The sequence below is a fragment of the Massilia sp. YIM B02763 genome (assembly GCF_030412015.1).
In the GTDB taxonomy this organism is placed as follows: domain Bacteria; phylum Pseudomonadota; class Gammaproteobacteria; order Burkholderiales; family Burkholderiaceae_D; genus Telluria.
Genome location: NZ_JASNRD010000006.1, coordinates 126,194 through 141,011, shown reverse-complemented (window position 1 = coordinate 141,011; position 14,818 = coordinate 126,194). Strand labels below are relative to the sequence as shown.

Below are 14,818 nucleotides of genomic sequence, written 5' to 3'. Positions count from 1 at the left end.
AATTTCCCATGTCCACCACCCCGAATTTCGGCCTCAACGGTCCGCAAAGCGAAGCCGTGCTCTACCTCGACGGTCCCTGCCTGGTGCTGGCCGGCGCCGGCTCGGGCAAGACCCGCGTGATCACCCAGAAGATCGCCTACATGATCGAACACCGCGGCTACGATCCGCGCACGATCGCGGCGCTCACGTTCACGAACAAGGCCGCGCTCGAGATGCAGGAGCGCATCGGCAAGCTGCTCAAGCAGCCCAAGCAGGCCAAGCAATTGACGGTCTCGACCTTCCACTCGCTGGGCGTCAAGATCCTGCGCCAGGAAGCGGCCGGCGTCGGCCTCAAGGACAAGTTCTCGATCATGGACAGCGACGACTGCTACACGATCGTGTCCGACCTGGCCGTCACCACCGACAAGCAGGAAATCCGCCGCATCCAGAACGCCATCTCGCTGTGGAAGAACGGCCTGGTCGACCCCGAGGATGCGATCAACAACGCCCAGGACGAGGACGAGGCCCAGGCCGGCCGCATCTACCGCAGCTATCTCGCCACGCTGCAGGCCTACCAGGCGGTCGACTTCGACGATCTGATCCGCCTGCCGGTGGAACTGTTCCGCAACAACGAACCGATCCGCGACCGCTGGCAGCGCCGCCTGCGCTACTTGCTGATGGACGAGTACCAGGACACCAATACCTGCCAGTACGAGCTGGTCAAGCTGCTGGTGACGGGACTCGGGAAAAAGCCGATGTTCACGGCCGTGGGCGACGACGACCAGGCGATCTATGCCTGGCGCGGCGCCTCGGTCGAGAATCTGAAAACGCTGCAGACCGATTTCCCCGACCTGCGCGTCATCAAGCTGGAACAGAACTACCGCTCGACCACGCGCATCCTGCAGGCGGCCAACGCCGTCATCGGCAACAACCCGAAGCTGTTCGAGAAATCGCTGTGGTCCGAGCACGGCCTGGGCGAGCCGATCCAGGTGACGGGCATGCCGAACGACGAGACGGAGGCCGACCAGGTCGCGATGCTGATCTCGACCGAGCATTTCCAGCGCAAGAACAAGTGGTCCGATTTCGCGATCCTGTACCGCGGCAACCACCAGGCCCGCGTGATCGAGCAGGCGCTGCGCAAGGAACGCATTCCGTACACGATCTCGGGCGGCCAGAGCTTCTTCGACAAGGCCGAGATCAAGGACATCATCGCCTACCTGCGCCTGATCGCCAACGAGGGCGACGACCCGGCCTTCATCCGCGCCATCACCACGCCCAAGCGCGGCGTCGGCATGGCGACCATCGAGGCGCTGGGCGAATTCTCCAAGCAGTGGAACTGCTCGCTGTTCGAGGCCGCGCTCAAGGGCGGCATCGAGGCGCGCCTGCAGGACCGCCAGCTGATCCCGCTGCGCGAGTTCTGCCACTGGATCAACGAGCTGGAATCGCGCGCCACGCGCCCCGGCCCGTCCGGCAGCGGCGATGCGGCCGCCGAGCTGCTCGACGACATGATGAAGGAGATGAACTACGAGCACTACCTGTACGAGAACTTCGACGACCGCGCCGCCCAGGGCAAGTGGCAGAACGTGCTCGAGTTCGTCAACTGGCTGAAGGAGCGCGGCCGCGGCGGACGCGACCGCGACGGCGAGGAAAAGAACCTGCTCGAGCTGACCCAGATGGTCGCCTTGATGTCGATGCTCGAAGGCCAGGACGAGGAACCTGACGCCGTGCGCATGTCCACCTTGCACGCCTCGAAGGGCCTGGAATACCCGCACGTCTACCTGGTCGGCTGCGAGGAGGGCATCCTGCCGCACAAGGGCGACGTCGACGATCCCGTCGAAAAGATCGCCGCCCGCATCCAGGAAGAGCGGCGCCTGATGTACGTGGGGATCACCCGCGCCCAGCGCACCCTGCACGTCACCTGGTGCAAGAAGCGCAAGCGCGCCGGCGAACTGGTGCACTGCGACCCGTCGCGCTTCATCAAGGAAATGGCGCTGGACGTGGGCGACGCCCCGCCGAAGGAAAACGAAATACTCAGTCCCAAGGAACGCCTGGCCAACCTGAAAGCCTTGCTGGCTTCCCCGCGCGCCTGATTCCAGGCTATTCCCCCGGTCCCGGACGCGGACGCCGTCCGGGCACTCCCCCCGATGTCATTACACAACAGTTTCGTAAGTGTTCACTAACAACTGTTGTGCCCAAGCCTTGATGGGCTGGCAAGGGGTGCGCACGATTGAAATTCTTATTTGACTTCAACTATCACACAGGAAATACTTTCTTGAGGTGATTTTTTTATAATCAATTTTTCTGTGGCAAAACATTGCCGCGATGTTTGCAGCACAACGATCTACCCATGGCAACCGTATCCGACATTACTACTACCCCGGTCACCGGGCTGAATTACATCGACGCACTGCTCGATACCGGCCCCGACTGGAATTTCCTCTCGACGCTGTCCGGCGCAGCCATCTATACGCTGACCTACACGTTTTCGATTGCCTCTGGTAATGAAGACGCCAAGTATGCCCAGGCAAATTACACAGGCGCATTGCAGGCATTCAGCGCTTCCCAGCAGGAAGCGACCCGCGCGGCATTCGCCTATATTTCCGACGTGACCGGCATCCAGTTCGTCGAATCGAACAGCGGCACGGCGGCCCAGATCCACCTGGCCAGCGTGGACATCATCGGCACCAACGTCGCCGGCTTGTGCAGCTGGCAAAGTTCGTACAGCACCGGCAGCAAGCTGGCATTCGACGCCGATGCCTACGTGTATCTGGACAATGCGGGATGGATCGGCGCCCAGAACGCCAACCTGGCGTCCGGCAGCTATGGCTACGAAACGCTGCTGCACGAGCTGGGGCATGCCCTCGGATTGAAGCATTCCTTCCAGGATCCGAACTACTCGGGCGATAACCCGGCCGTGCTGCCGATTGCGCAGGACAACACCGGCAATACCCTGATGTCGTACACGGACGCTCCATCGGGTCCGTATTCCACCTACCAGCAATACGACATCGCGGCACTCAACTGGCTGTACGGCGGCGATGGTTTGCGCGGCGCCTACGGCATCAATTCCACGTCCGGTGGACGTTACATCACGGGAACCAGTGGCGCCGATACCCTGAGCGGTACGGCTGCCGACGATAAACTCGAAGGAGATGGAGGCAATGACATGATCGATGGCGGAGCAGGAACGGATACCGCGGTCTTCCGCGGCGAACGCAGCAACTACATCTTTACCCTGCAGTCCAACGGCGACCTGCAGGTCACGAGCCGCGACGGCATCGACGGCACGGATACCCTGCGCTCGATCGAACTGTTCGAATTCAGCAACGGCCTCAGCGTGTCGCGCGCCGACGTGGTCGCCGCCGACACGACGCCACCGAACGCACCCGTGTTCACCGTGGCCAAGAACGGCAACGGCTACATCTCCACCAAGAGCATCCCGAGCCTGACGGGCAGCGCCGAGGCCGGTGCGACGGTCAAGATCTACACGGCCAACAACGTGCAGGTCGGCAGCGCGGTCGCCGATGCCAACGGCCTCTGGACCGCCAAGCTCAACCCCTTCAGCGATGGCCTGGACTACCAGATCTACGCGGTCGCGACCGATGCCGCAGGCAACAACTCGGCGCACAGCGCCACGGCCACCTTCAACGTCGATGCGACGGCGCCGGCTTATCCGACGTCGCAAGTCTCCTACAGCAGCGGCAGCAACCAGGCCACGTTCTTCGGCACCGGCGAGGCGGGCACCGAGATCCAGCTGTTCAAGATCGGCGCCAAGAGCGACCTGAGCGACACGATCGACATCGCCCACGCGACGGTCCGCGCCGACGGCACCTGGTCCGTCACCACGTCGCCGCTGCCCGACGGCAGCTACACGATCGTGCCGGTCTCGGTCGACAAGGCCGACAACTCGAGCAGTAGCGGCAGCACGCTGAACCTGACGGTCAAGAGCACGCTGAACGTCGCCGGCACCGACGGCGTCGACAAGCTGACCGCCCCCGGTGCCGGCAACAACGCCATCGACGGCAAGGGCGGCCTCGATACCGTCGTCTACGAAGGCAAGAGCGGCGACTACACCGTGAACAAGGAAGTGTGGGGCTTCGGCATCACCGACAAGGTGGGCAACGGCGGCCACGATTCCCTGATCAACGTCGAGCGCGTGCAGTTCAGCGACATGTCCGTGGCGCTGGACATCGGCGCGGGCGAAGTCGCCGGCGAGATCTACCGCGTCTACCGCGCCCTGTTCGGCCGCGAAGCCGACGAGAGCGGCCAGGGTTTCTGGATGGATGCGCTGGAACACGGCCACTCGCTGGAAAGCATCGCGATGGAATTCGCCGCGTCGCCGGAATACGTCGAGCGCTACGGCGCGAACACGACGAACGAGCAGTTCCTGACCAATCTGTACCAGAACGTGCTGCACCGTAATCCCGACGGCGACGGCTACAAGTTCTGGCTGAATGCCCTGAACGTCGAGCACCAGACGCGCGGCAACGTGATCGTCGGCTTCAGCGAAAGCCCGGAAAACCAGGCGCAGGTGATCGGTTCCATCCAGGACGGCATCAAGTACGTACCGTTCTCCTGGTAATTTCTCGGCAGGCAGTACGCAAGACCAGGAGCCGCAGGCATAATGCGGCTCTTTTCATTTGCGCTCCGCGCGTACTTTCACGGGAACCGCCATGGGCGACGACAACCGCTTCATCGACATCGAAATCAAGCTGACCGACCAGGAAAACCTGGTCGATACCCTCAACCGCACCGTGTACGAGCAGGGGCGCCGCATCGAACAGCTGGAAGCGATGGTCGCCAAGCTGGCCGAACACGTGCGTACGCTGCGCGACGCCGGCCAGGGGCCCGTCAACGAACGGCCGCCCCACTACTGATCGGGCCCGGCAGTTGACGAATGGACACTGCTGGGGCATCGTGCAATTCTTGCCGAGCAACGACGCACGATCCCGCGCACGATTCCGATGATTTCCAGCAGCAATCTGCCTTCCGACGAAGCACTGGCCCGTCTCGCCGCCGCGCCGCCCTTTTACGTGGTGAGCAAGCGCAAGCTGGCAATCCTCTACCTGGCCACGTTCACCCTGTACACGTTTTACTGGTTCTACAAGAACTGGGCCTGCTACAAGGGCAAGCACCCCGAGGCATCGCGTTTCGGCACCACGGTCTGGCCGGTACCGCGCGCGGTGTTTCCGATGTTTTTCACGCATGCGCTGCTGCGCAAGGTGAAGGTCCAGGGGGGCCACCTTCCGCCGGTGGCCGCCTGGCACAGCGGCTGGACCGCCACGTTCATGGTCGTGTGGATGATCCTGTCGGCCGTCATCGACCTGCCGCTGGAAGGCACGGCCGGCGACCTGGTCTCGATCGCCGCCATGTTCCCGCTCCTGCTGCCGCTGTTGCAAGCCCAGCGCATGATCAACCTGGTGTGCGGCGACCCGGCCGGGGCCGGCAACGACCGGCTGACGAAACGCCACTATGCCGTGATCGCCGTGGGCAGCCTGGCCTGGATCGCCACCGTCGCGGGCCTGTTCCTGCCGCCAGGCGCCTGAGGATCAGGGCGCCGGCGTGCGCCTCTTGACGGTCACCGGGCACAGCCGGAACGGATGGGGCTCGCTCCCGACCGCCGCCGGATAGTTGCGGCAGCCGGCCTCGTCGATCGCCAGGCCGTAGCGGTCCAGGTTGTCGCGCGCCGTCTGCAGGATCGTGCGGTCCTGGGCCGCCAGGTCCACCACGTAGCGCGGCTGCAGTTCGAGCGTGCACTGGCGGCCCGGGGCGGCCAGCGGCTTCACCTGGACCTGGAAGCGCACGCGCTTGAGCACGCGGTCCAGGCGTGCGCACTGCTCGGCGCTGGCCGTCAGGCCGAGCGCGTCGACGATATCTTGTTTGCGGTGCAGGCTGTTTTCCTTGTCGTTCTTGGCCAGGGCCAGCATGAGGTAGTGCGGTCCCTGGCGCTGCGCGATGGCGCCCTGGATGCGTTCCAGGTAGGCGGGCGATTCCGGGAACCCGCCGGCCAGCGCGATGACGCGCACCTCGGGCGGGAAGAACGTGGCCAGCCAGCCCATGGGCGGATGTCCGTGCGCCGTGAAGACGATGGTGGACGCGGGCTGGGCGAACGCGGGCGGGCGGGCGCTGAACGGGGCCGGCGCCCATCCGGTATGGCCCCAGGTCATGAAGGGGAAGGCCGCCGCCACGCCCGCGGCGACCAGCCAGCCGCCGGCGCGTGCCGCGTACGGCGGCCGCACGATGCGCGCCACCAGCACCCAGGCCATCAGCGGCGCCAGCAGTTCCAGCGGGATCAGGTAGCGGTAGATGCCGAAGATCTTCATCCACGCCAGATAGGCGACCAGGCCGAACACGAGCAGGAAGCGGGCGCGCGGCGCCAGCGCCGCGTGGACGTGCCTGCCGGCGACGCGCTCGGCCAGCCATACGAAGGCGAACACGATCGCCAGCACGTACAGGGCAGGCAGCATCACCTGGGTCAAGGCGATTTCCGACACGCGCAGGAAATCCTTGGTGAAGACGAAGGGCCAGAACAGCGTTTCCATCATGCTGCGCGGCAGGTGGAAATTGTCGATGACGCCCATCTGCTGGGCCAGCGGACTGCGGAACACATTGTTAAACTGCGGGAACAATGGATTGCCGAAGCGTTCCCACATGGCCAGCCACCACCAGCCGGCGGTGACCAGCATGCCGACGACGATCGCGCAGCCGCTCGCGAACGCGGCGCCCAGGCGCATGCGCCATGACGCCGGCAGGGCGAACAGGGCCAGGCACAGGCCGGCCGCATAGGTCACGTTGGTCGGCTTCAGGCCCGCGCCCAGTCCCATGACGAATCCCGACAGCAGCAGGATGGCCGCCGCGCGCCCGGACCAGGCCCCCATGTGTTCCCAGCCGCGCAGCACGAGGTAGACCGACAGCAGCGTCAGCAGCGCCGTCATGTTGTCGCCCATGGAATTGCCCAGTTCCGACAGGAAGCCGGCGCCGCAGGTCCCGGCTGCGGCCAGCAGCACGGCGAGGCGCGCGTTGCCCGCCTGTCCGTCCAGCACGCGGCGGCCGATGGCCAGCACCAGGATGAAGTTCAGGCCGTGCAGCCAGCCCATCACGAAGCCGACCGCCTGCGGGGCCAGGAAGGTATGGAGCAGGTAGTAGGGCAGGTCGAGCAGCGGATTGAAATAGCTTTGCCACTGGCCGGGCGCCATGTCGATATCGATGCGGCCGTGCAGCAGGGCGTGCGGGTTGTACCAGTGATAGTTCTTCAAGTCCCAGTTGTTGTCCTGGCCCAGGCCGACGGACAGCAGGCCGAACAGCACGGGCACGATGCAGGCGGCCAGGAAAGGCGCGCGCGGATGGGACAGCACGGCCGTGCGGCGCTGGAACCAGCGTTCGATGGCGGCGAAGGGGTTCTTCAGGAAACGCATGAGTATCTTTCAGGACTTGAAGACGAACAATTTGGCGCTGGCGAAATTGACGGCCAGCCCGGCCACGGAGCCGCAGCCCACTGCCAGGCCGGGCGCCCACCACGCCGCCGGCAGCAGCGACAAGGCCAGGCTGTAGACGAGAAAATTGACCAGCATCCCGCCCGTCATGCTGGCCAGGTAGCGCCACCATTCGCGCCAGGGAGACGCTGTGGCGGCGAACGTGAAGCGCCGGTTGAAGCGCCAGGTCGAATAGGCCGCCGCGACGAACGACAGCAGGCGCCCCGCGATCCAGCCCGCGCCCAGCGCCATGGCGGCGTACAGCACGCCGACGTCGACGACGAAGCCGAGGGCGCCGGCCAGCGCGAAGCTGCCCAGCTGGCGCGAGGCCTTACGCATCCCTGCCGCCGGCGTCGAACGCGGGGACGGCGAGATAGGAAAACCGCTTCTGCTCGATGCGCGACTTGGTCACGGCATCGAGGATGATGCCGCAGGCGAGCAGCACCACCCCGAACAGCATCAGCGCCATGCACAGCACGGCGGTAGGCAGGCGCGGCACCAGGCCCGTTTCCAGGTAAGTGGCGAACAGCGGGATCGCCAGGTCGATCGAGGCCAGCGCGAAGAAGGCGAAGGCGATCGAATAGAAGCCCAGCGGTTTTTCCGACTTGAACAGGCGCAGGATGGTGAGCAGGATGCGCACGCCGTCGCGATACGTGTTGAGCTTGCTGGCCGAGCCTTCCGGGCGCGAACCGTACACCGTTTCCACCTCGGCGACAGGCATGCGCAGCTCCAGCGCGTGGACCGTCAGCTCCGTCTCGATCTCGAAGCCGGACGAATGCGCCGCGAACGATTTCACGTAGCGGCGCGAGAACACGCGGTAGCCGGACAGGATGTCGGTGAAGGTGCGGCCGAAGATCAGGGACAGGAAGCCGGTGAGCATCGTGTTGCCGGCGCGGTGGCCGAAGCGGTAGGCGGCCTGCTCGGTGCTCACGCGCGAGCCCACCACCATGTCGAGGTTTTCGCGCACCAGCTTGTCGACCAGGCGCGGCGCCGCGCCCGCATCGTAGGTGCCGTCGCCGTCGATCATCACGTAGGCATCCGCCTCGACGTCGGCGAACATGCGCCGCACGACGCTGCCCTTGCCCTGCATCGTCACGGTCCGCACGATCGCGCCCGCCTCGCGCGCGACGCGGGCCGTGTCGTCGGTCGAATTATTATCGAACACATAGATGCGGGCATGCGGCAGGTGGGCGCGGAAGTCGCGGATGAGCTGGGCGATGGTCAGCGCCTCGTTATAGCAGGGCACGATGACGGCGACACGCGGTGCGTGGGACGACAGGTCGTGGCCGGAAGGGGATAGCAGGTCGGGATGGGCGCTCATGGAACCGTTCGTTTCTTCAGCAATTGCTCGACCGGGGATTATAGCTGCTCCCCGTGACATGTTGCCATCAAGATATTTACATATTATTCTCGCCGGGCGGCGCGACGGCGAGCGCACGAGGGCGTTCTCGTCCAAGCTTTTCCGGGACGAAGCGGCCACCATCGACGATCTTCTTCATCAAGTGTGACCTATGGGAAAAACCCGGCTCGAAGCCTTCAGCGACGGCGTCATCGCCATCATCATCACCATCATGGTCCTGGAATTGAAGGTGCCGCACGGCGCCGAGTTCCGCGACCTGCTGCCGCTCTGGCCCGTGTTCCTGGGCTATGTGCTGAGCTTCGTCTACGTGGGCATCTACTGGACCAACCACCATCACCTGCTGCACGCCGTGAAGGAGGTCGGCGGCGGCATCCTGTGGGCCAATCTGCACCTGCTGTTCTGGCTGTCGCTGATCCCGTTCGTGACCACCTGGATGGGCGAGAACCATTTCGAGACCTGGCCGACGGTCGCCTATGGCATCGTGCTGGTGATGTGCGCGATCGCCTATGCGGTGCTGGTCAAGGCGCTCGTGTTCCACCATCCGAAGAATGCCGCGCTGGCGCGGGCGCTGGGGCGCGACCGCAAGGGCAAGCTGTCGATCGTGCTGTACACGGCCGGCATCGTCGCTTCGTGCGCGCATCCGGGCGCCGGTTTCCTCGCGTATGCGGTCGTGGCCGTCATGTGGCTGATCCCGGACCGGCGCATCGAAGGACACCTGGGCGCTGCCGACGGGGCGTAAATACTCCGGGAATATGATGGGTTGTTGATATAAAACGCAACAATTGGTTTGTGCCGGCGCGGGTGTAAGCCTGCTATTATTTTGATCGAACTTTCCGCCGGGATATCCCCGGCGGTGTTCTTTCAGCCGCCGACGTCGCCGTCGCCGCACAAGAAGAGACCATGGCTGCCACGCGCATGGCCTGGTCCGCCAACCCTCCCGGAGAGCTTCAGAATGAACCGTTCCCACCTCCTGGCCATCGCCGTTACCGCGGCCTTCGCCAACCTGGCCCACGCCGCATTGCCGGCATCGAACCCGTTCGCCAAGCCGAGCACCCTGCCGTTCCAGTACCCGGCATTCGACAAGATCAAGAACGAGGACTTCGCGCCCGCGTTCGACGAAGGCATGCGCGAGCACATGCGCGAAATCGAGGCCATCGCCAACAGCAAGAGCGCGCCGACCTTCGACAACACCATCGTCGCCATGGAGCGTTCGGGCCAGCTGCTGAACCGCGTCTCGACCACGTTCTCGAACCTGGTGGGCACCAACACGAATCCGACGCTGGACGCGCTGGACAAGGACCTGGCGCCGAAGCTGGCCGCGCACAGCGACAAGATCCGCCTGAACGAAAAGCTCTACAAGCGCATCCAGGCGCTGTACGACAAGCGCGCGCAGCTGAAGCTGGACGCCGAATCGGCCTATCTGCTGGAGCGCTACCACACCGACTTCGTGCGCGCCGGCGCCAAGCTCTCGGCCGCCGACAAGGAAAAGCTGAAGGCGTATAACGGCAAGATCGCCGCCCTGCAGACCCAGTTCAGCCAGAACGTGCTGAAGGAAGCGAATGCGTCGGCCCTGGTCGTGGACAGCCGCGCGGAGCTGGCCGGCATGTCGGACAAGGCGATCGACGTCGCCGCCGCGGAGGCCAAGAAGCGCGGCCTGGACGGCAAGTTCGTGATCCCGGTCGTGAACACCACCCAGCAGGCGCCCCTGTCCGTGCTGACCAACCGCGCGACGCGCGAGAAGCTGCTGGCGACCTCGCTGGCGCGCGGCAGCCACGGCGGCGAGTTCGACAACCGCAACGTGGTGCTGGAACTGGCCAAGCTGCGCGCCGAACGCGCCGCGCTGCTGGGCTACCCGAGCCATGCCGCCTACCTGCTGGAAGACCAGACCGCCAAGACCACCGGCGCCGTCAATTCCCTGCTGGCCGAATTCGCCAAGCCGGCCGTGAACAACGCGAAGAAGGAAGCGGCCGAGATCCAGAAGGCCATCGACGCCGACGGCGGCAAGTTCCAGGCCACCGCCTACGACTGGAATTTTTATAGCGACAAGGTGCGCCAGGCGCGCTACGCCTTCGACCAGAACCAGCTGCGTCCGTACTTCGAATTCAACCGCGTGCTGATCGACGGCGTGTTCTTCGCCGCCACCAAGGAATACGGCATCACCTTCAAGGAGCGCAAGGACCTGCCCGTGTACGACGCGGACGTGCGCGTGTTCGACGTGTTCGATGCCGACGGCAAGCAGCTGGCGATCTTCCTGCACGACCCGTATGCGCGCTCGAACAAGCGCGGCGGCGCCTGGATGAACGCCTACGTGGGCCAGAACGCGCTGCTGGGCACCCACCCGGTCATCGCCAACCACCTGAACATCCCGAAGCCGGCCGCCGGCGAGCCGACGCTGCTGACCTACGACGAAGTGCGCACGATGTTCCACGAGTTCGGCCATGCGCTGCACGGCATGTTCTCGAACGTGAAGTACCCGCGCTTCTCGGGCACCCGCGTGCCGCGCGACTACGTGGAGTTCCCGTCCCAGGTCAACGAGATGTGGATGGCCTGGCCGGAAGTGCTGGCCAACTACGCCAAGCACTACCAGACCGGCGCGCCGATGCCGAAAGAGCTGCTGGACAAGGTGCAGGCATCGACCAAGTTCAACGAGGGCTACCGCACCACCGAATACCTGGCCGCATCGATCCTGGACCAGAAATGGCACCAGCTGGGCGCGAACCAGATCCCGACCGACGTGCTGGGCTTCGAAGCCAAGGCCCTGCATGACGCCGGCGTCGACTTCCCGCTGGTCCCGCCGCGCTACCGCACGACCTACTTCTCGCACGTGTTCTCGGGCGGCTATTCGGCCGGCTACTACGGCTACCTGTGGGCCGAGAAGCTGGACGCCGACACCGTCGAATGGTTCAAGGAAAACGGCGGCCTGACCCGCAAGAACGGCGACCGCTTCCGCCAAATGCTGCTGTCGCGCGGCGGCACCATGGATGCGATGGAGATGTACCGCAACTTCCGCGGCCGCGATGCGAAGATCGAGCCGCTGCTGGAGCGCCGCGGGTTGACGGGCGAGTAAGCCGGTACGGAGCACGCATCAACCAACGTCGTCCCTGCGCAGGCAGGGACCCATGCCGCGTAACCGAAGTCGCGCGGTCCGCCGTGATGCGTGTTATCCGACTTCGGCACTTCAGCTTGGTTCCCCGCCTGCGCGGGGACGACGGTTGGCCGCGCGCCAATCTTGCCGTATCGGGGTTAAACTTTGTCACAACGTCATGAAGTGAGAAAGCCATGCAAGCCGATAACGAAGACACCCTGAAAGCGCACCTGAAGACCCTGCACCGCAGCCTCAACGAGAACGGCGGCCAGGTCGACGAAGAACTCCAGATGCTGCTGCGCCAGCTCGACGGCGACATCAACCGCCTGCTGGAGCGCCGCGCCGAGGAAGACCTCGACGCCAACACCTATGGCCTGGCCTCGCGCAGCCAGGAGATCACGGCCAAGTTCGCGGCCAAGCACCCGACGCTGGAGCCGGCCCTGCGCCAGCTCGGCAACATCCTGGCGAACATGGGCATCTGAATCCCTGGCGATCATGCGTCAAGGATGAGACAAGTGATTGAAAGATAAGCTATTTTTTGGCGGGGAGGCAGCCCCGGATCGGCTTTTCCGGTAAAATGCCGGCCAATGAACTCCCCTGCCAATCTTTTCGCGAGCGTTCCCAAGCGCTCCAGCCGCGCTCCCGCCGCCCCCTTCCTGCCCATGTCCCGCGCCGAGATGGACAAGCTGGGCTGGGATTCGTGCGACATCATCCTGATCACGGGCGACGCCTACATCGACCACCCCAGCTTCGGCATGGCGCTGGTGGGCCGCCTGCTGGAAGCGCAGGGGTATCGCGTGGGCATCATCAGCCAGCCCGACTGGACCTCGGTGGAACCGTTCCGCGCGCTGGGCAAGCCCAATCTGTACTGGGGCATCACCGCGGGCAATATGGATTCGATGGTCAACCGCTACACGGCCGACCGCAAGATCCGCTCGGACGACGCGTACACGCCGAACGGCGAACCAAATAAACGTCCGGACCGCGCCGTGACCGTGTACTGCCAGCGCGCGCGCGAAGCGTTCCCGGGCGTGCCCGTCATCGCCGGCAGCATCGAGGCGTCGCTGCGCCGCATCGCCCACTACGACTACTGGTCGGACAAGGTGCGCCGCTCCGTGCTGTTCGAATCGAAGGCCGACCTCGTCATCTTCGGCAATGCCGAGCGCGCGCTGGTCGACGTCACGCGCCGTATCGCGGCCGGGGAAAACATCAAGAACATCCGCGACCTGCGCGGCACGGCCTTCCTGGTGCCGCACGGCTGGCTGCCGGACGCCGAGTGGAGCGTCCACAACTCGACCCGCGTGGACGTGCCGGGCCGCATCGACAAGCAGCCGAACCCGTACGCGATGGCGCTGGAAGACCCGAACCAGTGCGCGCTCGACAACGCCGCGCCGGAACCGGTGGCCAAGCCGATCGTCATCATGACGCGCGAACAGCGCCAGGCCGCCGCGCGCGAGAAGGCGGCCAAGACAGTGGTGCGCCTGCCGAGTTTCGAAACGGTCAGCGAGGATCCGGTGATGTATGCGCACGCTTCGCGCGTATTCCACCTGGAGTCGAACCCGGGCAATGCGCGCGCGCTGGTGCAGCAGCACGGCGACCGCGACGTCTGGCTGAACCCGCCGCCGCTGCCGCTGGCGATGGACGAGATGGACAACGTCTACGACCTGCCGTACGCGCGTTCCCCGCACCCGAGCTACGGCAAGGCCCACATCCCGGCCTGGGAAATGATCCGTTATTCGGTGAACATCATGCGCGGCTGCTTCGGCGGCTGCACGTTCTGCTCGATTACCGAGCACGAAGGCCGCATCATCCAGAGCCGTTCGGAACCGTCGATCCTGCGCGAGATCGAGCTGATCCGCGACACGACGAAGAACTTCGCCGGCACCATCACCGACCTGGGCGGTCCGACGGCGAACATGTACCGCCTGGCGTGCAAGGACAAGAAGATCGAGGAAACCTGCCGCCGCCTGTCTTGCGTCTACCCGACCATCTGCAGCAACCTGGGCACCGACCACAGCAAGCTGATCTCGCTGTACCGCAAGGCGCGCGCGATCCCCGGCATCAAGAAAATCCTGATCGGCTCGGGCCTGCGCTACGACCTGGCCGTGCGCTCGCCGGAATACGTGAAGGAACTCGTCACCCACCACGTGGGCGGCCTGCTGAAGATCGCGCCGGAGCACACGGAAGAGGGCACGCTCTCGAAGATGATGAAGCCGGGCATCGGCGCCTACGACGAATTCAAGGCCTTGTTCGACAAGTACTCGAAGGAAGCGGGCAAGAAGCAGTACCTGATCCCCTATTTCATCGCCGCCCACCCGGGTTCGACCGACGAGGACATGCTGAACCTGGCGCTGTGGCTGAAGAAAAATAACTTCCACCTCGACCAGGTGCAGACCTTCACGCCGACGCCCATGGCGATGGCGACGACCATGTACCACTCGGGCAAGAACCCGCTGCACAAGGTCGACGAGAACTCCGAAATCGTCAACACCGCCAAGAGCGGCAAGACGCGCAAGCTGCACAAAGCCTTCCTGCGCTACTACGATCCGGAAAACTGGCCGGTGCTGCGCGAAGGCCTGCGCCGCATGGGTCGCGCCGACCTGATCGGCAATAGCGACCGTCACCTGGTGCCCGCATCCGGCGGCGGAGAAGAAGCCGCGCCGGCGCCGCGCCAGGACCGCCAGGGCCCGCCGCCGGGCGGCCTGCCGAAGGGCCGCGTGATCGAAGTGGCACCGAAGCGCGGCGCACGGGGCGCCGAGCGCGGCGTCCCCGTGCGCGGCGAACGCCGCAACGAGCGCGTGCCGGCGACCACGCCGTTCATCGCGCCGCCGTCCAAGGTGAAGGCGTCGATCCTGTCGACCATCAAGACCAAGCCGAAGGCGGGACGCAAGTAAGGCCACCACGTCGTCCCGCGCACGCGGG

Annotated in this window: 11 protein-coding genes; 8 read left to right on the top strand and 3 right to left on the bottom strand. The window is 65.0% G+C overall.

What is annotated here, in order from left to right; translation table 11 throughout:
- Positions 1–8: 8 nt before the first annotated feature.
- From QPK32_RS10905 to QPK32_RS10890, 4 genes are all read left to right on the top strand, one after another.
- Positions 9–2,069, top strand: a complete 2,061-nt coding sequence (locus QPK32_RS10905; RefSeq protein ID WP_290412833.1) for a UvrD-helicase domain-containing protein — start codon at positions 9–11, stop codon at positions 2,067–2,069.
- Positions 2,070–2,326: 257 nt separating this feature from the next.
- Positions 2,327–4,561: a DUF4214 domain-containing protein gene (locus tag QPK32_RS10900; RefSeq protein ID WP_290412832.1), complete on the top strand. Its 2,235-nt coding sequence runs from the start codon at positions 2,327–2,329 to the stop codon at positions 4,559–4,561.
- A gap of 91 nt (positions 4,562–4,652) precedes the next feature.
- Positions 4,653–4,856 carry a SlyX family protein gene (locus QPK32_RS10895; RefSeq protein ID WP_290412831.1) on the top strand — a complete coding sequence of 68 codons (204 nt, stop codon included), beginning with the start codon at positions 4,653–4,655 and terminating at the stop codon, positions 4,854–4,856.
- Positions 4,857–4,943: 87 nt separating this feature from the next.
- Positions 4,944–5,525 (top strand): hypothetical protein, encoded by a 582-nt coding sequence (locus QPK32_RS10890; RefSeq protein ID WP_290412830.1) that lies wholly within the window; start codon positions 4,944–4,946, stop codon positions 5,523–5,525.
- 3 nt (positions 5,526–5,528) lie between these two features.
- Here QPK32_RS10890 and QPK32_RS10885 read toward each other — a convergent pair whose 3' ends face one another.
- From QPK32_RS10885 to QPK32_RS10875, 3 genes are read right to left on the bottom strand one after another with little or no spacing between them, the layout of a single operon-like run.
- The gene (locus QPK32_RS10885; RefSeq protein ID WP_290412829.1) at positions 5,529–7,394 is read right to left on the bottom strand and encodes a hypothetical protein; all 1,866 of its coding nucleotides are present in this window, start codon (positions 7,392–7,394) and stop codon (positions 5,529–5,531) included.
- 9 nt (positions 7,395–7,403) lie between these two features.
- Entirely contained in the window at positions 7,404–7,790 is a 387-nt protein-coding gene (locus QPK32_RS10880; protein ID WP_290412828.1) for a GtrA family protein, read from the bottom strand.
- Positions 7,783–8,772, bottom strand: a complete 990-nt coding sequence (locus QPK32_RS10875) for a glycosyltransferase (RefSeq protein WP_290412827.1) — start codon at positions 8,770–8,772, stop codon at positions 7,783–7,785. The genes QPK32_RS10880 and QPK32_RS10875 overlap by 8 nt, the downstream gene beginning before the upstream one ends.
- Positions 8,773–8,962: 190 nt before the next feature.
- On the opposite strand from QPK32_RS10875, the gene QPK32_RS10870 reads away from it, so the two are divergent.
- The 4 genes from QPK32_RS10870 (at position 8,963) to QPK32_RS10855 (ending at position 14,790) form a co-directional block, all read left to right on the top strand.
- Positions 8,963–9,550 (top strand): TMEM175 family protein, encoded by a 588-nt coding sequence (locus QPK32_RS10870; protein WP_290412826.1) that lies wholly within the window; start codon positions 8,963–8,965, stop codon positions 9,548–9,550.
- A gap of 213 nt (positions 9,551–9,763) precedes the next feature.
- Positions 9,764–11,878 carry a M3 family metallopeptidase gene (locus QPK32_RS10865; protein WP_290412825.1) on the top strand — a complete coding sequence of 705 codons (2,115 nt, stop codon included), beginning with the start codon at positions 9,764–9,766 and terminating at the stop codon, positions 11,876–11,878.
- Between the two features lie 212 nt (positions 11,879–12,090).
- Entirely contained in the window at positions 12,091–12,378 is a 288-nt protein-coding gene (locus tag QPK32_RS10860) for a DUF4404 family protein (RefSeq protein WP_290412824.1), read from the top strand.
- 180 nt (positions 12,379–12,558) lie between these two features.
- Positions 12,559–14,790 carry a YgiQ family radical SAM protein gene (locus QPK32_RS10855; RefSeq protein WP_290412905.1) on the top strand — a complete coding sequence of 744 codons (2,232 nt, stop codon included), beginning with the start codon at positions 12,559–12,561 and terminating at the stop codon, positions 14,788–14,790.
- The last annotated feature ends 28 nt before the right edge of the window (positions 14,791–14,818 follow it).